The organism is Pantoea sp. SGAir0175, from assembly GCF_043547855.1.
Genome location: NZ_CP028081.1, coordinates 1,163,449 through 1,181,504, shown reverse-complemented (window position 1 = coordinate 1,181,504; position 18,056 = coordinate 1,163,449). Strand labels below are relative to the sequence as shown.

The following is an 18,056-nucleotide window of genomic DNA, read 5'->3' as shown; positions in this document are numbered from 1 at the left end:
TAAACCTTTTTAGTGCGTCATTAGCCGGTAGCGCTCGCGCAGCCGATGGCGCAGCACCATCGCCAGCAGATTGAGCGACAGAATGATCGCCACCAGCAGCAGTGCCGTGGCATACACCAGCGGTCGGTCGGCGTCGATGTTCGGGCTCTGGAAAGCCAGATCGTAAATCTGAAAACCGAGATGCATAAATTTACGGTCAAGATGCAGGTAAGGAAACACCGCATCGACCGGCAGCTCTGGCACCATTTTGACCACGCCCACCAACATCAGCGGTGCGGTTTCGCCGGCGGCGCGCGCCACCGCCAGAATCAGGCCGGTGAGCATTGCCGGTACCGCCAGCGGCAGCACCACGCGCCACAGGGTTTCTGCCTGAGTCGCGCCCAGCGCCAGCGAGCCCTGACGCAGATTGTCCGGAATACGCGACAGCCCCTCTTCGGTGGCGACGATCACTACCGGCAGCGTCAGCAGCGCCAGCGTCAGCGCCGCCCACAGCAGGCCGGGCGTGCCGAAGGTAGGATTGGGCAGCGAGCGGGAGAAGAACAGCTGATCGAGGGTGCCGCCAATCAGCCAGACAAAAAAGCCGAGGCCAAACACGCCATACACAATCGACGGCACGCCAGCCAGATTCACCACCGCAATGCGCACCAGCCGGGTGAGCGCGTTGCGCCCGGCGTATTCGTGCAGCCAGACGGCGGCCACCACGCCCAGCGGCATGACAATCACCGACATCAGCAGCACCATCAAAACAGTGCCGAAAATCGCCGGCAGCGCGCCATTTTCACTGCCGCCCGAGGTGGGCGAGTCACTGACAAACTGCCAGATCTGACTGAGGAAATGCCCGATTTTCTGCCCGATGCTCAGGCTGTTTGGATACCAGGCGGCCACCACCTGCGCCAGCGGAATCAGATGATCGTCGCCCTGCACGTCGCGCAGCACCAGCGTATCGCGCTGGCTTTCATGCTGCAGATGCGCCAGCTGCTGCGCCAGCGCGCCGAAGCGTTTATGCAGCGCCGCGCTGTTGGCATCCAGTTCTGACTGATCCTGCAGGCTGAAGTGACCACCGCGCCGCTGCTCGTCGGCCTGCTGTTGCAGACTCTCCAGCTGCGCGTTAAGGCGCGCCATTTCAATACGCCGGATGTTGCTCGCCTGGCGCAGCTGCTCATGCACCTGCTTCAGCCGCTGCTGCAGCAGTGCATCGCGGTCGCGCGCGGTCAGCACCTCGTTGTCTTCACGCAGCTCCACCAGCCAGCCGTAGGCATTGCCGCCACTGCGTCGCTGTAGCACCAGCACTTCTGCCGGGCGTCGGGTTTGCGCTTCGCCCTGACTGACGATGACGCGGAAATCCGGCGCGGCAAAATCGCGGTTGCCGGTTTTCACTACGTAGCGCCAGCGATCGCCCTGCTGCTGGCGATCCAGCGTTTCACCCAGCACCATCAGCGGTGCCCCCTGCGGCGGCTGGAACTGATACTGATCGACCGGCTGCGGCCAGAACGCCCTGACGCCCTGCCAGCCCAGCAGGCCGATTAATAAGGTAAATGCCAGCAGGCAGACGGCGACCGCACCGGCAGTCAGCCAGCGCCAGCGATCGTTTTGACGCAGCGCGCTCATGCCTGCCCCTCATGCTGACTGTAGCGCTGGCGCAGCCGCTGACGAATCAGTTCCGCCACGGTGTTGATCGCCAGCGTGAATATCAGCAGCAGCAACGCACTGAGAAACAGGATGCGATAATGGGCGCTGCCCGCCGCGGCTTCCGGCATTTCAATAGCGATATTGGCCGACAGCGCGCGCAGCCCGGCAAACAGTCCGCCTTCGCTCACCGGCGTGTTGCCGGTGGCCATCAGTACGATCATGGTTTCGCCCACCGCACGGCCAAAGCCGATCATCAATGCAGCAAAAATACCTGCCGACGCGCCCGGCAGCACCACGCGCGTCAGGGTTTGCCACGGTGTCGCGCCCAGCGCCAGCGAGCCCTGCCCCAGTGCCACCGGCACGCTAAACAGCGCATCTTCCGCCAGGGTAAAGATCAGCGGCACCAGCGCAAAGCCCATCGCCAGCGCCGCCACCAGCAGATTACGCTGCTCATAGTGCGCCAGCTGTTCGCCCATCTGCGGCCACCACAGTGTCGGCAGCCACAGCGTCAGTAACGTCACCAGTAACAGCAGCGGCATCAGCAGCAGCACTTCAAAACCGGGCCGCCGCCAGCGCGCCGGCAAACGCGGACTGAGCACGCCGCACACCAGCAACGTGGCGGCCAGTACCAGCGGCAGCAGCATCACGCCGGGCAGTGCACGGCTGATGTGCGGCGCCAGCCACACGCCAGCGATCAGGCCAATCACCACGCTCGGCAGCGCGCCCATCATTTCAATGCCCGGCTTGACCCAGCGGCGCAGGCCCGGCGACATAAACCATGCGGTATACATTGCCGCCGCCAGCGCCAGCGGCGTGGCAAACAGCAGCGCCAGCGACGCCGCTTTCAGCGTGCCGATCACCAGCGGCATCAGGCTGAATTTGGCCTGATAGCTGTCGCCAGCGGCGGTGGACTGCCATACCCAGTCCGGCTGCGGATAGTTTTCATACCAGATTTTCTGCCACAGATTGCGCCAGCTGAAATCGGGCCACGGATTATCCAGCGCGAACTGCTGCCACTGTCCGGCACGTTCGACGATCAGGCTATCGCCGCGCGGAGACAGCGCCAGCGCGCTGATGCCCGCGGCCAGCTGACGCGTGACGATCGGGCCCGCCTGCTTGCTGGCGAACAGGCGCACCACGCCCTGCGCGTCAAAGCTGGCAAAAACGCGCCGTTGCGCCTCAGGCACGATGCCGAGCGCACCCGCGCTGTGCGTGAAGGTGTGAATCTGCTGCAGCCGTGGCCCGTGGTCGCCGGTGATGGCAAACCATTGCTGGATGCCGCGCGCATCCTGAATCAGTAAGCTGCGCCCGCCCGCCAGCAGTTGCAGGCTGCGCGGTTGCTGAGTCAGCGTCTGGGTTTCCCTCAGCTGCGCGCCCTGCGGCGTGATCTGCCATACACGCAACAGCCGTCCGGCGCTGGCGTACAGCAGCGTTCCGTCCGGCGACAGCAGCAGATGGTCGGCCGGTTCACCGGGCAGCACAATCTGATCGACGGTTTTCTGGCCGGCAAAGGTCAGCAGGCTGATACCGGCCGGCGTTTGCGCGGCGATGCGCCACTGGTGATCACCCGGCACTGCCAGCGCCATCTGGCTGACCGCGCCCTGCGGCAGATGCAGCGGCCGATCGCCCAGCGGGAAATACCATTCACCGTGCTGGCCGTGGATGAGCGGTTGCATCAGCAACAGATCGCCCTGCATATTGAGCAATACGCTGCTGCCGTCGCTGCTGGTCACTGCCGCCTGCGGCTGGCCTTTCAGCGCCAGCGCGTCGCCCGCTGGCTGGCCGTCGAGCGGAATAAAGCGCGCCTCGTTGCGGCTGATGCGCCAGCCGAGCTGGCCTTCGCTGCCCAGCGCCAGCGCCGGGGCTTTGTCCCACAGCTGCTGACTGAGCGTCGGCTGCATGCCCGGCGCGCTGAACAGCGGCATTACCACCCAGATCAGCCAGAAGAACAGCAGCAGCATCAGCAGTAAAATTCCCACACCGCAGGCCGTGACGATGCGGCGCACGAACTGATCGATGGCGCGTCGACGACGGTCACTAAAGTGGACAGGAATACGATTTATGCTCATGCAGGCCAGAGTTACCCTTGAAGTTATGCCGCTATGTTGCCCGTAGCTGATTGATAAGACAACTGTTGAGGTTGGACAAGGCTGCCATACTCTCGCCATAATGGTGGAGGACACTGAGCGGAACCGCAATTTTGCGTTTATTCCGCCGGACATTCCGTCCAGCAACAGCATCACGGAGTCAGAATGGGTCAGGAAAAGCTGTATATAGAAAAAGAACTAAGCTGGTTAACCTTTAACGAACGCGTGCTGCAGGAAGCCGCTGATAAAAGCAATCCGCTCATTGAGCGCATGCGTTTTCTCGGCATCTATTCCAATAACCTGGAAGAGTTTTATAAAGTGCGCTTTGCCGATCTCAAGCGCCGCATTCTGATTGGCGAAGAACAGGGGACGCCCACCACCCTGCGCCATTTGCTGAAAAAGATTCAGCTGCGGGTACAGAAATCGGATCAGGAGTTCGATGCGCTGTATAACGACCTGCTGCTGGAGATGGCGCGCAACCAGATTTTCCTGATCAACGAGCGCCAGCTGTCACCCAATCAGCAGGAGTGGCTGCGCTACTACTTCAAGCATCAGCTGCGCCAGCACGTCACGCCCATTCTGATCAACCACGACACCGACCTGATTGAGTTCCTGAAAGACGACTACACCTATCTGGCGGTGGAGATTATCCGCGGCGAAGAAATCCGTTACGCCCTGCTGGAGATCCCGTCCGATAAAGTGCCGCGCTTTGTGAATCTGCCGGCAGAATCGCCGCGCCGTCGCAAACCCATGATTCTGCTGGATAACATTCTGCGCTACTGCCTTGATGAGATTTTTAAAGGCTTCTTCGATTACGACGCGCTGAACGCCTACTCAATGAAAATGACGCGCGACGCCGAGTACGACCTGGTCACGGAGATGGAATCCAGCCTGCTGGAGCTGATGTCCTCCAGCCTGAAACAGCGCCTGACCGCCGAGCCGGTGCGCTTTGTCTATCAGCGCGATATGCCCGATGCGATGGTGGAAATGCTGCGCCATAAGCTGTCGATCTCCAGCTACGACTCGATTGTGCCGGGCGGCCGTTATCATAACTTCAAAGATTTCATCGGCTTCCCGAACGTGGGCAAAGCCAATCTGGAAAATCGTCCGCTGCCGCAGATTCGTCATATCGGTTTTGATGGCTTCCGCAACGGCTTTGATGCCATCCGCAACCGCGATGTGCTGCTTTACTATCCGTACCACACCTTTGAGCACGTGCTGGAGCTGCTGCGTCAGGCGTCGTTTGACCCGAACGTGCTGGCCATCAAGATCAACATTTACCGCGTGGCCAAGAATTCGCGCATTATGGATGCGATGATCCACGCCGCCTACAACGGTAAAAAGGTCACGGTGGTGGTCGAGTTGCAGGCGCGCTTTGATGAAGAAGCCAACATTCGCTGGGCGAAGCGGCTGACCGAAGCGGGCGTGCATGTGATTTTCTCAGCGCCCGGCCTGAAGATTCACGCCAAGCTGTTCCTGATCTCCCGCCGCGAGGGTGAGGAAGTGGTGCGTTACGCCCACATCGGTACCGGCAACTTCAACGAAAAAACCGCGCGTATTTACACTGACTATTCGCTGCTGACCGCCGATGCGCGCATCACCAATGAAGTCCGGCGCGTATTTAACTTTATCGAAAACCCGTATCGCCCGGTAACGTTCGAACACCTGATGGTGTCGCCGCAAAACTCGCGCGCCATGCTGTATCAGCTGATTGATAACGAGATTGCCAACGCGCAGCAGGGCAATCCTTCCGGCATTACGCTGAAAATCAACAACCTGGTGGACAATGGTCTGGTGGATCGGCTGTATGCCGCCTCATCGGCCGGCGTGAAGATCAACCTGCTGGTGCGCGGCATGTGCTCGCTGATCCCCGATTTGCCGGGCATCAGTGAAAATATTCGCATCACCAGTATCGTTGACCGCTACCTCGAGCACGACCGCGTCTATATTTTTGAAAGCGGCGGCGATAAAAAAGTATTCCTGTCGTCGGCGGACTGGATGACGCGCAACATCGATTATCGTATCGAAGTGGCGGTGTCGGTGCTCGATCCGCGCCTGAAACAGCGCATACTGGATATCATTGCCATTCTGTTAAGTGATACGGTAAAAGCCCGCATCGTAGACAAAGAATTGAGTAACCGTTATGTTCCGCGCGGCAATCGCAAGAAGGTGCGCTCGCAGCTGGCGATTTACGATTACATCAAGAAACTGGAACAACCCGAATAACGCCTATGCCAATCTCCCATAAAAGTACGCCGAAACCGCAGGAATTCGCCGCCATCGATCTCGGCTCGAACAGCTTCCACATGGTGATTGCCCGTGTGGTGGATGGCGCCATGCAGGTGCTGGGACGCCTGAAACAGCGCGTGCACCTCGCCGACGGGCTGGATGCGCAAAATCGACTGAGCGAAGAAGCGATGGAGCGCGGACTGAGCTGCCTTGCGCTGTTTGCCGAACGCCTGCAGGGGTTCAGTGCCGCCAACGTCACCATCGTCGGTACGCACACGCTGCGCATCGCGTCCAACGCGGAAGAGTTTCTGCAGCGCGCCGCGGAGGTCATCCCGTATCCGATCGAGGTGATTTCCGGCAATGAAGAGGCGCGCCTGATCTTTATGGGCGTTGAGCACACGCAGCCGGAGAAAGGCCGCAAGCTGGTGATTGATATCGGCGGCGGTTCAACCGAGCTGGTGATCGGCGAAGATTTTGAGCCGCAGCTGGTGGAGAGTCGCCGCATGGGCTGCGTCAGCTTCGCCAACCTCTACTTCCCGAAAGGCGAGATTAGCCAGGAGAATTTCCGCCGCGCCCGACTGGCCGCCGCGCAAAAGCTGGAAACGCTGGCGTGGCAATACCGTCTGCAGGGCTGGCAGTATGCGCTGGGCGCGTCCGGCAGTATCAAAGCGGCCTGTGAGGTGCTGCTAGCGATGGGCGAGAAAGAGAAGCGCGTGACGCCGGAAAACCTCGACATGCTGGTGAGCGAAGTGCTGAAGCACAAATCCTTTGCTGCCCTGAGCCTGCCGGGCCTGTCTGATGAGCGCAAGGCAGTGTTTGTGCCGGGGCTGGCGATTCTGTGTGGCGTGTTTGACGCGCTGGCCATTCGCGAGCTGCGCCTGTCGGATGGCGCGCTGCGTGAAGGCGTGCTGTATGAAATGGAGGGCCGCTTCCGTCATCAGGATATCCGCAGCCGTACCGCGCAGAGCCTGGCAAATCATTACGCCATCGACAGCGACCAGGCACGCCGCGTGCTGGAAACCACCGAACAGCTATACAGCCAGTGGCTGGAGCAGAATCCGAAGCTGGCCAATCCCCAGCTGACGGCGCTGATGAAGTGGGCAGCGCTGCTGCATGAAGTCGGGCTGACCATTAACCACAGCGGTATGCAGCGTCATTCGGCCTATATCCTGCAGAACTCCAATATGCCGGGCTTTAATCAGGATCAACAGATGCTGCTGGCCACGCTGGTACGCTTCCACCGTAAAGCGGTGAAGCAGGATGAGATGCCGCGTTTCACCTTGTTTAAGAAGAAACAGTTCCTGCCGATGATCTTCCTGCTGCGGCTCGGCACCCTGCTGAACAATCAGCGTCAGGCCACCACGCGCCCCGACACGCTGAAGCTGAGCACCGACGATGGTCACTGGACGCTGACTTTCCCGGCCGGTTTCCTCAGCCAGAACACGCTGGTTCAGCTGGATCTGGAGCGGGAGCAGGCTTACTGGAATGACGTCACCGGCTGGAAACTGATGCTGGAAGAGGAGTAAAGCGGGCTTCAGGCCCGCAATAGCACTATGACAACACGCCCCGATAACTATTTTGCGGAGAAATACGGTCTGACGCCGCCCCACTCCGAAGTGCTGGCCGCGCTGCCAAAACTGGCAGTGGGTAACGCGCTGGACCTCGGCTGCGGCCAGGGCCGCAACAGCCTGCTGCTTAATCAGCACGGTTTTACGGTGACCGCCTGGGACAACAATCCGCAGAGCCTGGAGCGCCTTAACAGCATCATCGCGGAAGAGCAGCTACAGCAGATACATACCGAACAGTGCGACCTGAATCAGGTGCGCTTCAACGGTGATTATCAGTTTGTGTTTTCCACCGTGGTGATGATGTTCCTGCAGCCGGCGACCATTCCGCAGCTGATCGCCGATATGCAGGCCAGCACGCGCAAGTACGGTTACAACCTGATTGTGGCGGCGATGAGCACCGACGATTATCCCAATACGCAAAACTTCCCGTTTACCTTTAAATCAGGCGAGCTGAGCCATTATTACCGTAACTGGCACATCGTGAAGTACAACGAAGAGGTCGGTGAACTGCATCGCCGCGATGAACACGGTCAGCGCATTAAGTATCGCTTCGCTACCCTGCTGGCGCAGAAAGCCAGCTACTGATGGCTGGCATCATGATGGTCCGGTCGCCATGAATGGCGACCCTACAACGGATTAATGCGGTTGGTGAAAGTATGCGGGTTCTGGTCGCCATAAATGGCGTGATGCCGTTCGGTGACGAAAACGCAAGCCGCACCCTATCGTAGCGGCGCGATTTATCGCGCAATAAATTGCGCCGCTACGAAAAGTGCCTCTTTTTAAATAAAATCAAAGGTTAACTGGTAAGCGTTACATCATGCGGGTTCTGGTCGCCATCAATGGCGTAATGCCGTTCGGTGACGAAAACGCAAGCCGCACCCTATCGTAGCGGCGAGATTCATCGCGCAATAAATTGCGCCGCTACGAAAAGTGCCTCTTTTTTGAACCAATTCAAAGGCTAACTGGCATGAGTTACATCATGCGGGTTTTGGTCGTCATCAATGGCGTGATGCCGTTCGGTGACGAAAACGCAAGCCGCACCCTATCGTAGCGGCGCGATTTATCGCGCAATAAATTGCGCCGCTACGAAATGTGCCTCTTTTTTTAAATAAATTCAAAGGTTAACTGGCAAGCGTTACATCATGCGGCTTTCGGTCGTCATAAATGACGCCCCTGCTGAGTCGATGACGCACGCTTCGCCCGGCGGCTGATATCGATCAAGGCAATCTTAACCTTTTCTGCTCATTTTTCACGCAGCGGTTGACCTCCCGGTCGGGTTGTGACTAAATGTTGCCACCGCCCAGCCGGGCTTTGACAGGAACCACCCCGCGTGAATAACGCCATCTCTGCACGAAGACGTCCCAAAACCGGTACCATGACCCGCATCGTTTTGCTGATCAGTTTCTTTATTTTGGTTGGCCGTCTGATTTTCATTATTCCCGGTGCCATCGAGCATCATCAGCAAAAGAAAGCCGCACCTGAACCGGTCACACTGAGCACCAGCGAGACGCGCTAAGGAATTTGCGGGTCATCGTCGCTCTGCCATCACATTGTCCGCCGCGGCAATGCTGCTTGTTACGCCCACTTTACCCGCAACGCGCTACACTTTGACCTGACTTTACAGACACAAAGGACGCGTTATGTCTGCTTCGCACGCACAACAACTATCAGAAACCCGCCAGCGAATTCTGCACCTTCTGCTCAGCGAGCACGATTTAGTCGATGTGCTGCTGGATAAATCCGTCGACCTCAATGCCGCCGAACTGCGCAAAATCACCGGCTGGCGTCAGCAGCTGGAGCATGAACTGCCGCAGCTGCACGCCGCCGACCTCGCGGACATTCTCGAAGCGCTGCCGGAAGAGGAGCGTCTGGCACTGTGGCGGCTGGTGCCCTACGAGCAGCGCGGTCGCGTGCTGGTGGAGGCCTCCGAAACCGTATGGGCCAGCCTGACGGAAGAGATGACCGACCGCGAAATCCTGCGCGCCATCGAGCCGCTGGATATTGACGATCAGGTCTATCTGGCGCGTTATCTGCCGCGCGATCTCACCGGCCGCCTGCTCACCACGCTCGATCCCAGCCTGCGCGCCCGGCTGCTGGACGTGATTGAGCTGGATCGCGATCGCGTCGGCCAGGTGATGGACTTCAATATCCTCACCGTGCGCTCAGACGTGACGCTGGCGACGGTGCAACGCTTTCTGCGCAAGCGCAAAAGCATGCCGGACGGCACCGATAAAATATTCATCACCGACGAACACAATCAGCTGCTGGGTGAACTGGCGCTGACCGATATCCTGCTCAACAAGCCTAAAACGCTGGTGGCTGAGGTGATGAACCCGCGCCCCACCACTTTCCAGCTGGATGACAAAGCGGAAGAGGCCGCCAGCGCCTTCGAACGCTATAACCTGATCTCTGCTGCGGTGACCGATGCCAAAGGCAAGCTGATTGGCCGTATCACCGTGGAAGATGTGATTGACCTGGTGAACGAAGAGAACGAAAGCAACATCCGTAAGATGGGCGGCATCAGCCAGGGCGAGGACGTGTTTGCACCGGTGCGCAAAGCGGTGAGAAAGCGCTGGACCTGGCTGGCCGTCAACCTGTGTACGGCGTTTATCGCCTCGCGCGTCATTGGTCTGTTTGAGGACACCATTTCGCAGCTGGTGGCGCTGGCCACGCTGATGCCGATTGTCGCCGGCATTGGCGGTAACACCGGCAATCAGACCATCACCATGATCGTGCGCGCGCTGGCGCTGCATCAGGTTGAACCCGGCAACTTTTCGTTTCTGATTGCGCGCGAACTCGGCGTGGCGCTGCTTAACGGCCTGTTCTGGGGCGGCATCATGGGCGGCGTGACCTGGCTGATGTACGACAACCTGCAACTGGGCGGCGTGATGATGCTGGCGATGGTGCTGAATCTGCTGCTGGCGGCGCTGATGGGCGTGCTGATTCCGCTGATTATGACCAAACTCAAACGCGACCCGGCGGTCGGCTCCAGCGTGCTGATCACCGCCATCACCGATACCGGCGGCTTCTTTATCTTCCTCGGTCTGGCCACGCTGTTTCTGCTGCACGGCCACTAAAGCGCAGCTACAATCAGCGTTGATCCCTAATCAGCTGGAGAGCAGTGATGTTTAACGTGGATGATTTTGTGCAGGCGAAAACCGGTGGGCCAAAAATGCAGGTGCTGCGCGTTGCGGGCGATACGCTGTGGTGCGCCCGCGTTGACGATCCGATCAAAAAAGAGATCGAGGTGAAGGCCGACAGCGTCAATCTCTATCATGAAGACGGGGATTTCGGCGTCTGTTAACGGCTGCGAGCCCGCGCCGCCCGCGAACCGATGCTGTCGCGGCGCGGCGCTGTCTCAGGGCTTATCCTTCTGTAAATTATCCTGCCCCACCCCGCCGATAAACGGCAGCCGCAGACGCAGCGGGGTGAAATCCAGCCCCAGATTCAGTCCCAGCAGATTCACCTCCACGCCCTCTTCCGCACCCAGCGTGACGCCCAGCACGCCGAGCAGCGACAGCTGCACGCCGCGCCCGGATGGCGGCAGGCCAAGCGGATGCAGCAGCGAACGGAAATCCTTACCGATGGCATTGGCGGGCAAATCGAGCTTCAGCGCTGGCACTTCACGACCGATGTGAGCGAGGAAGGTGTTGCTGTTGGGGCCCGGCCATGCATGATAGGTGTTGGGCCACGGATAGGATTGAATCGCCGCTTCAATCTGCGGGATCATCGCCTGCGCAGCCGCACCGCGATGTGACACCAGCAAACGCGGACGCGCACCGTACCAGTAGCCGTCCGGCAGATTGCTGTTGCGCCGCACTTTATCGCCGCTGCCCCAGCTGATCACCTCATAACGGTTGTAGCGGGTTTCTCCGGCGCGCTTAAAGATAATCCACGGATGCACGGCCACCGCGCCTTTCCAGCCGTAGGTCGGCGCAGCATACACCTGCACAATTGCCTCACTGGCGAAGCGCTGCGGATCCGGTGCCAGCCCGGCCGAATCACGCCGCGCCGTCGCCCAGCCACCGCGTTCGGTGGTGAACTCACCGCTGCGCGTCGCCTGCGCCAGGCTGGCCGCCAGCGACAGTAACACCACACAGAGAAAAGAGAGTAAAACAGCTTTAACAGGCAACATGCATGAACATCCCGGTGGTGAAAAAACGCTCCCGCCATGATGCGCCGAAACGGCAGCGTCTGTATTCACCAACTATGCGGTGGACAAAAAATGCGTTGCGGTGCCCGGTCAGCTGATTTTTCCTTAGTCAGGCAGGGCGATACCACTGATATCGGCGCATATCGCCAGCAACTGCTGCTGCAGCCGTGGATTGCGCGCCTGCGGATTAGCCGCCAGCGCCTGACGGTGATAAAAATACTCTCCGCTGACCCGCGCCTCATCGGCGGTGGCTAACCACACCTGGGTACGATGCGCCTGATCAAGATCGTCGGGTGCCCCGGCACCGCCCATTTTGGTCGGCACCCAGCCTGGCTCCAGCGCGTTGCTGTATACCTGCGGCCAGCGCCGGGCGATGGCAAACGCCAGTATGGCATCATGCAGTTTACTCTCAGCATAAGCCTGCGAAGCGTGCCAGCGCCGCCGCCGCCACAAAATATCATCCAGGTTAGCTTCGGCATGATGATGCATGCCGGAGCTGAGGTAAATCAGCCGCTGCGGCCGTTCAATCAACGCCGTAAGAATATAGGGTGCCAGCGTGTTGATGGCGAACAGATGCGGCAGGCCATCTGCGGTTAACTGATAAGGCTCGCGATAGCCAACCGCCACGTTGTGGATCACCGCATCAAATCTGCCGAGCGCATTAACCTGCTGCGCCACACTGCGGGCACCGGCGATGGTTATCACGTCGCCGCTGACCACGGCTTCAGCCTGCGGTAGCGCCTCCTGCGCGGCGCGGGCACGCGCGGCGTTGCGTCCGTGCAGCACCACCTGATGGCCCTGCTCAACCAGCAGTTCAGCCGCCATCAGCCCGAGGCCGGTGGATGAACCGGAAATAAAAATACGTGACATGGAAAACTCCTTAAGCGTGAAGTGAAGCGGCGCGCGATGTCAGCGCCAGCAGCGCACCGAGCAGCGCACAGGCCGCACCAAACAGATAGACGGCGGCATAGCTGAAGTGGCTGGCGATGGCACCGGCAATCGGTCCGGAAATACCATAAGCGATGTCGAGAAAAGCAACGAACGCGCCCATGGCGCTGCCGCGACTGGCCGGCGGCACGCGCTTCAGCGCTTCCACGCCGAGGGCGGGAAAGATCAGCGCACAGCCAAGACCGGTAATCAGCGCGCCGGTGAGCGCCAGCGTTTCGTCAGGCGCAAACCACAGCAGCATCTGCCCCAGCGCCTCCACCAGCAGTGAATAAGCCGCCACGCGGTAGCCACCAATGCGATCCGGCAGATGTCCCAGCACCAGGCGCACGGCGATAAAACCAACGCCAAACGCGGTCATCACCCAGCCGGCGAGCTGCCAGTGACGCGCGGCGAAGTAGAGCGAGGCGAAGGCCGTCAGGCCGGCCAGTCCGACGCCCTGCAGCATCAGGCCACAGCCTTCACGCCAGATGCGGCCAATCACCCGATAGAACGGCAAACGTGTTCCCCCGACCACGCGATAACCGCTGGCAGCCGTGGCGATGAGCGCCGCCAGCAGCGGAGCCGCGATGCAGGCCAGCATCGCCGCCGCTAAGCCGACATGCTGATACAGCATCATGCCGGCAGGGGCACCGAGCGACAGCGCAGCAAACATGGCGATACCGGTCCAGGACATCGACAGACCGGCACGCTGTGGCCCGACCGAGGCGATTGACCAGGCAACGCAGCCGGTGACGAACTGGCTTTCGCCCATACCCGCCGCCAGCCGTCCGGCAATCACCAGCGCCAGACTGACCGCCGGTGAAAAGCCCGGCAGCGCGGCCAGCCAGTACAGCACGCCAGCCAGCGCACACACCGCCGCGCCCTGCAGCGCCGAGCGCTTACCGCCAACGCGATCGGTCAGTTGACCGGCGTAACCGCGCGTCAGCACGGTGGCAACAAACTGTATCCCGATCACCAGCCCGACCCACAGGTTGCTGAAACCGAGATGCTGATGGATAAACAGCGGGATTACCGGCAGCGGCAAGCCGACCGCCAGATAACCGCAAAACAGCGCGGCAATCACGCCGGTCGCCGGTCGCGACAAATGCGCAGCTTCAGCCTGCGCGCTTAATGCAGACATAACAGCCTCCATAAATGAACAGACAGCGCGGCAGGCCGCCGCGCTGCGGAAAATCAGGCAAACAAAGGATGGTGATAGCCGCTGGCATTCAGCAGATAGTCGCGCGAAGCGGTGATTTCCGCGTTCAGCTGTGCCACATCGACGTTGAGCAACTGACCATGACGTTTACGCAGTTCACCCGCCACCATCACGGTATCAACATCGGCGCGTTGCACCGCCTGCACCACCGTTGCCGTCACGCTGGTCAGCGGGAAAACGCCGATACCATCGGTGCGCAGCATAATAACGTCAGCCTGTTTACCTGGCGTGAGCGTGCCCGTTTGCTGCTCCAGCCCGGCCGCACGCGCGCCATTGATCGTTGCCGACTGCAGTACGGCTTCCACGCTAATCGGTGCCGGTACGTCGCTTTCGCCCCGGAAGCGGCGATAGCGCATCGCTGAGCGCTGCTGGTTAAACAGCGCCTGCATTTCACCGAACAGATCGCTGCCGAAGGCGGTATCGAGATCGATACCGAGCGCCGGCGTCATTCCGCGATCGACCGCCTGCTGCCAGGCAAAGCTGTCGTCGTCGAAACCAAACAGCGCATCCGAACGCGGATTCACGGTAATGTTGACGCCCGCGTCCGCCAGCTGCTGCCAGGTGTGCGCCGGTACGCGCGTACAGTGGTTGAAAATGTTGTGCGGACCCAGCAAGCCGGCTTCGGCAAACTCCGCCGGCAGCTGCGCCAGGTCACCAATAAACTCAGTGAGAATGCGCATATCCAGCTCGCGCGCCACGCGCCACCACGCCAGATTGAGCTGGCCAAACAGGCCAACCTGCACGCGACTGCCGGCTTGGTTCCAGCGGCTGGCGAGACGGGCCAGATCGCCCGGCAGATGATCGCTGGAAGCCTGCTTATCCATTGCTGCGCCAACCATGTGCAGCGCACGAATCCCGCTCTCCTGCAGCGCGTCGAGCGCCGCATCGGTATGCGCCGGACTGCGTGAACTGTGGCAGGCATCAATCACCGTGGTGATGCCGGCATCCAGGCAAGCCAGCGCCGTCAGCCGGGTGCTGAGGTACATATCCAGCGGACGGTAGTGCGCGCCGAGCGTTTCTGCCACCACATCGATATAGACAAACAGGTCGTCAACGTTGGGCATCAGGCGGCGCATCGCGCCCAGCCACATATGGTGATGCGCATCCACCAGGCCCGGCATCACGATATGGCCGCGGGCATCAATCACCTGCGCATCATCGGCGGAAAGGTTTTCCCCCACGGCGGCAATACGCTCGTCCTCAATCAGCACATCGCCACAGACGAGGTCGGGCACGCTGGCGTCCAGCGTCAGGATAGTGCCGCCTTTAAAAAGGGTGCGCCGTACAGTCATAACATTCTCCTCAAAAGGGATCAGGAATCCGGCGGTCAGTGCCGGTCGCGTTTCGGAGCACACAATAAGTTGCAGCGCATTTTTGATAAAGGTAGGCTCAGGAAAATGATCTTTGCTAAAAATCAAAGATGGAGAACAGGATGAGTTTTGATGGCCGACTATTATCCGGCATGAGCGTGCTGGCAGCCGTGGTTGAAGCTGGCAGCTTCAGCCGCGCCGGTGAAGTGCTGGGGTTGTCCGCCTCGGGCGTCAGCCGGGCGATTTCACGACTGGAACAGCGTCTCGGCGTGCGCCTGCTGGATCGCACCACCCGCACCCTGCATCTCACCAGCGAAGGTGCCAGCCTGTATGAGCGGGCGGCGCCGCATCTGGAAGGGATTGAAGAAGCAGCAAACTACGTCTCCGGCGCCGCCGTGACGGTGCGCGGTACGCTGCGCGTGAGCCTCAATCCGCTGTTTTCCCGCTATGTGCTGGCGGCAAAGCTGCCGCTGCTGCGTGCCCGTTATCCGCATCTGGAACTGACGATTTTGCAGCAGCCCGATGTGGGCGATCTGGTGGCAGAAGGTATTGATGTGGCGGTGCGTTTCGGGCCACAGCCGCCGTCCACCATGACCTCACGCCTGCTGTTACAAACGCGCGTCCTGACGGTGGCCGCCCCGGACTATCTGGCACGCTGTGGTCGCCCGACGCAGCCGCAGCAGCTGACTGAGCACAATTGTCTGCAATACATCGATCCGCGCAGCAATAAGCCCTTTAGCTGGGAGTTTCATCGTGGCACGCAGCGGCTGACGGTCGCCACCCACGGCCATCTGACCACCACCGATCCGGATTTAATGGTACAGGCGTGCGTCGGCGGTGCCGGCGTAGCCCAGGTGCTGGCGCTGAGCGTGCAACATCTGATCGCCAGCGGTGAACTGGTCGAACTTTTCCCCGACTGGCCTGACGAAACCTATCCGCTGTTTATCACCCGGCCTTCGCGCCGTCTGGCCCCGGCGGCGGTGGAGGCATTTCTCGGTTTTTGCCTGGAGATTTGTGCGGAACAGAGCTGACGCAAATTACCGATTATCCTCAGCGCGTGTTTGCCGATAATAGCCCACCAGCTGAACGATGAAGGTGAGCGTCGCGAGTAACAACAGTATCCCACCCAGGGGAATGGTGCCGAGCAGGAACCAGCCCATGACGCCTAATTCATACAGCAACTGGCCGCGATCTTCTCCCAGGATGTAACAGGGATGCACGTTGCCTTCGTCCAGCTTGCAGCCTGCCAGACTGGCGACATATCCGGCGCCCATCGCGCAGATCAGCGGCAGAAACGCGAGAAAAGCCGTACCGCACAGCATCGCAAGATAGAGAATGATGATGGATGTCAGCGAGCGTTTGCCAGGTGGTGCGCGCTTGCCCGCGGCTCTGAAATTAAACAGCACGTTTCCTCCTGAAGCCTCTGCCGTTAACGCCAGATTATTAACATATCCTTATCCCCTGCGACAAACCGGTAAACAAACGCCCGCGGGGTAGCGGGCGCATTTTTACTGCGACATGACGCCAGGCGTTAAGGGTTGGCGCGGATAATCACTTTGCCGCGTGCATGGCCGGTCGCCACCTTCTCCAGCGCGGAGCGCGCATCATCCAGCGAAAAGATAGCGTCGGTGATGACCTGTAACTGCCCGGCCTGGAACAGGCCGCTCGCCCGGGCAAGATACGGCGTCGCGCTGGCGAAGAAGACAAACTCGCCGTGATGGCCGCTGGCAGGCGTGATGCCGAACTCCACCAGCGTGGCAATGCGCCCGCCGGCGCGCAGCACGGACCAGGAGCGGCTCAGCGTTTCGCCGCCGACGCTGTCTATCACCAGGTCGATATCGCGCGTTGCTGCAAAGTCCTGCGTGCGGTAGTCAATCACCTCATCGGCACCCAGACTGGTCACCAGCGCGTGGTTTTTCGCCGACGCCGTGGCGATGACATAAGCGCCCGCCTGATGCGCCAGCTGAACCGCCATGCTGCCGACGCCACCCGCTGCGGCGTGAATCAGCACGCGCTCGCCACGCTGCAGCTGGCCCACATCGAACAGCGCCTGCTGCGCGGAGCCAAACGCGGTAGGCAGCGCCGCGGCCTGTTCGGCGCTCATCGCTGCCGGGACAAGGCATACGTCATCGGCGGCGATTACCAGGCTTTGGGCAAAAGCCCCGCCTGCACCCGGTGGCGTGCGCCCGAATACGCGATCGCCCACGTTTAAATGGCTCACGCGCTCGCCAGCTGCCGTAATCACGCCGCAGAAATCCATGCCCGGCACGTAAGGCAGATCCACCGGGAAAACCTGCTGCATGTGCCCTGAGATGATTTTCACATCCAGCGGATTAACGCTCGCCGCTTCAACCTGCACCGTCACCTCATCCGGACTGGCGGCGCGAAGTTGACGTTCGCCAATCGTCAGCACATCGGCGGTGCCAAACGTATCAATCAATGCTGCTTTCATTATCAACTCTCCGGTCTGATTCAGGCTTGTGGCGGAAACTGGCCAAGCTGGAGGAACAGGCCAAACCAATCCTCCATGTGCCAGGTGGTGATCAGACGGCCGTCCTCCAGCGCATGGAACTCATGCAGACGGAAGCTCACTTTCTTACCAGTCGGCGCGATACCGAAAATTTCGCCGAGATGGGTGCCGCTGATTTCCGCCCGCGCCGCGATGCGGCCAGGTTCCTGAATCATGTCATGCACCACGATCTGCACGTCCGGAAAAGCCTGCGCCAGCATGCGAATGATCGGCTTGATGCCTTCCGGTCCGGCAACTTGCCCTGGCGCCAGCGGAATGTCTTCCCATGACGGTGCCAGCACGCTATCGACCAGATCGGGGTTGTTGTCGCTGAAGGCCTGATAGAGCGTCTCTACCGCCTGCCGTTCAATTTTGAGCCGTTGTACGTATTCTGCTGCTGGATTCATCGTTATTCACTTTCAGGT

General features: G+C 60.2%; 16 protein-coding genes. 7 read left to right on the top strand and 9 right to left on the bottom strand.

The window, feature by feature from the left end; all coding sequences use genetic code 11:
* Positions 1-9: 9 nt before the first annotated feature.
* Positions 10-1,608, bottom strand: coding sequence for a phosphate ABC transporter permease PstA (gene pstA / locus C1N56_RS05255; RefSeq protein ID WP_021506585.1), 1,599 nt, complete (start codon positions 1,606-1,608; stop codon positions 10-12).
* Positions 1,605-3,698 (bottom strand): ABC transporter permease subunit, encoded by a 2,094-nt coding sequence (locus C1N56_RS05250; protein ID WP_394517206.1) that lies wholly within the window; start codon positions 3,696-3,698, stop codon positions 1,605-1,607. The genes pstA and C1N56_RS05250 overlap by 4 nt, the downstream gene beginning before the upstream one ends.
* Positions 3,699-3,881: 183 nt before the next feature.
* Here C1N56_RS05250 and ppk1 point away from each other — a divergent pair, with 183 nt between their 5' ends.
* The 6 genes from ppk1 (at position 3,882) to C1N56_RS05220 (ending at position 10,817) form a co-directional block, all read left to right on the top strand.
* Positions 3,882-5,942: a polyphosphate kinase 1 gene (ppk1, locus tag C1N56_RS05245; protein ID WP_021506583.1), complete on the top strand. Its 2,061-nt coding sequence runs from the start codon at positions 3,882-3,884 to the stop codon at positions 5,940-5,942.
* Between the two features lie 5 nt (positions 5,943-5,947).
* Positions 5,948-7,471, top strand: a complete 1,524-nt coding sequence (gene ppx / locus C1N56_RS05240) for an exopolyphosphatase (protein ID WP_021506582.1) — start codon at positions 5,948-5,950, stop codon at positions 7,469-7,471.
* A gap of 27 nt (positions 7,472-7,498) precedes the next feature.
* Complete coding sequence (gene tehB / locus C1N56_RS05235) at positions 7,499-8,098, top strand: tellurite resistance methyltransferase TehB (protein ID WP_021506581.1); 600 nt, start codon at positions 7,499-7,501, stop codon at positions 8,096-8,098.
* Between the two features lie 745 nt (positions 8,099-8,843).
* Complete coding sequence (locus tag C1N56_RS05230) at positions 8,844-9,029, top strand: YfgG family protein (protein ID WP_021506580.1); 186 nt, start codon at positions 8,844-8,846, stop codon at positions 9,027-9,029.
* A 124-nt stretch (positions 9,030-9,153) separates the two neighbouring features.
* A complete protein-coding gene (gene mgtE / locus C1N56_RS05225; RefSeq protein WP_394517205.1) occupies positions 9,154-10,590 on the top strand; it encodes a magnesium transporter in 1,437 nt (478 codons plus the stop codon).
* Between the two features lie 47 nt (positions 10,591-10,637).
* A complete protein-coding gene (locus C1N56_RS05220; protein WP_010617609.1) occupies positions 10,638-10,817 on the top strand; it encodes a hypothetical protein in 180 nt (59 codons plus the stop codon).
* A 54-nt stretch (positions 10,818-10,871) separates the two neighbouring features.
* Here C1N56_RS05220 and C1N56_RS05215 read toward each other — a convergent pair whose 3' ends face one another.
* The 4 genes from C1N56_RS05215 to C1N56_RS05200 form a co-directional block, all read right to left on the bottom strand.
* Positions 10,872-11,648 (bottom strand): DUF3750 domain-containing protein, encoded by a 777-nt coding sequence (locus C1N56_RS05215; RefSeq protein ID WP_021506578.1) that lies wholly within the window; start codon positions 11,646-11,648, stop codon positions 10,872-10,874.
* 123 nt (positions 11,649-11,771) lie between these two features.
* Entirely contained in the window at positions 11,772-12,536 is a 765-nt protein-coding gene (locus C1N56_RS05210; protein WP_315658760.1) for an SDR family NAD(P)-dependent oxidoreductase, read from the bottom strand.
* Between the two features lie 10 nt (positions 12,537-12,546).
* Complete coding sequence (locus C1N56_RS05205) at positions 12,547-13,734, bottom strand: arabinose transporter (RefSeq protein WP_072208956.1); 1,188 nt, start codon at positions 13,732-13,734, stop codon at positions 12,547-12,549.
* Between the two features lie 53 nt (positions 13,735-13,787).
* Positions 13,788-15,104 carry an amidohydrolase family protein gene (locus C1N56_RS05200; RefSeq protein ID WP_394517204.1) on the bottom strand — a complete coding sequence of 439 codons (1,317 nt, stop codon included), beginning with the start codon at positions 15,102-15,104 and terminating at the stop codon, positions 13,788-13,790.
* A gap of 140 nt (positions 15,105-15,244) precedes the next feature.
* On the opposite strand from C1N56_RS05200, the gene C1N56_RS05195 reads away from it, so the two are divergent.
* Positions 15,245-16,153: a LysR family transcriptional regulator gene (locus C1N56_RS05195; protein ID WP_136546898.1), complete on the top strand. Its 909-nt coding sequence runs from the start codon at positions 15,245-15,247 to the stop codon at positions 16,151-16,153.
* A gap of 6 nt (positions 16,154-16,159) precedes the next feature.
* Here the strand turns inward: C1N56_RS05195 and C1N56_RS05190 are convergent, their stop codons facing one another.
* The 3 genes from C1N56_RS05190 to C1N56_RS05180 all read right to left on the bottom strand — a co-directional run bounded on the left by C1N56_RS05190 (position 16,160) and on the right by C1N56_RS05180 (position 18,038).
* Positions 16,160-16,528, bottom strand: coding sequence for a hypothetical protein (locus C1N56_RS05190; RefSeq protein ID WP_394517203.1), 369 nt, complete (start codon positions 16,526-16,528; stop codon positions 16,160-16,162).
* A gap of 125 nt (positions 16,529-16,653) precedes the next feature.
* A complete protein-coding gene (locus tag C1N56_RS05185; RefSeq protein ID WP_338670876.1) occupies positions 16,654-17,574 on the bottom strand; it encodes an NADP-dependent oxidoreductase in 921 nt (306 codons plus the stop codon).
* Between the two features lie 20 nt (positions 17,575-17,594).
* Positions 17,595-18,038 (bottom strand): ester cyclase, encoded by a 444-nt coding sequence (locus tag C1N56_RS05180; protein ID WP_127834436.1) that lies wholly within the window; start codon positions 18,036-18,038, stop codon positions 17,595-17,597.
* Between the last annotated feature and the right edge of the window lie 18 nt (positions 18,039-18,056).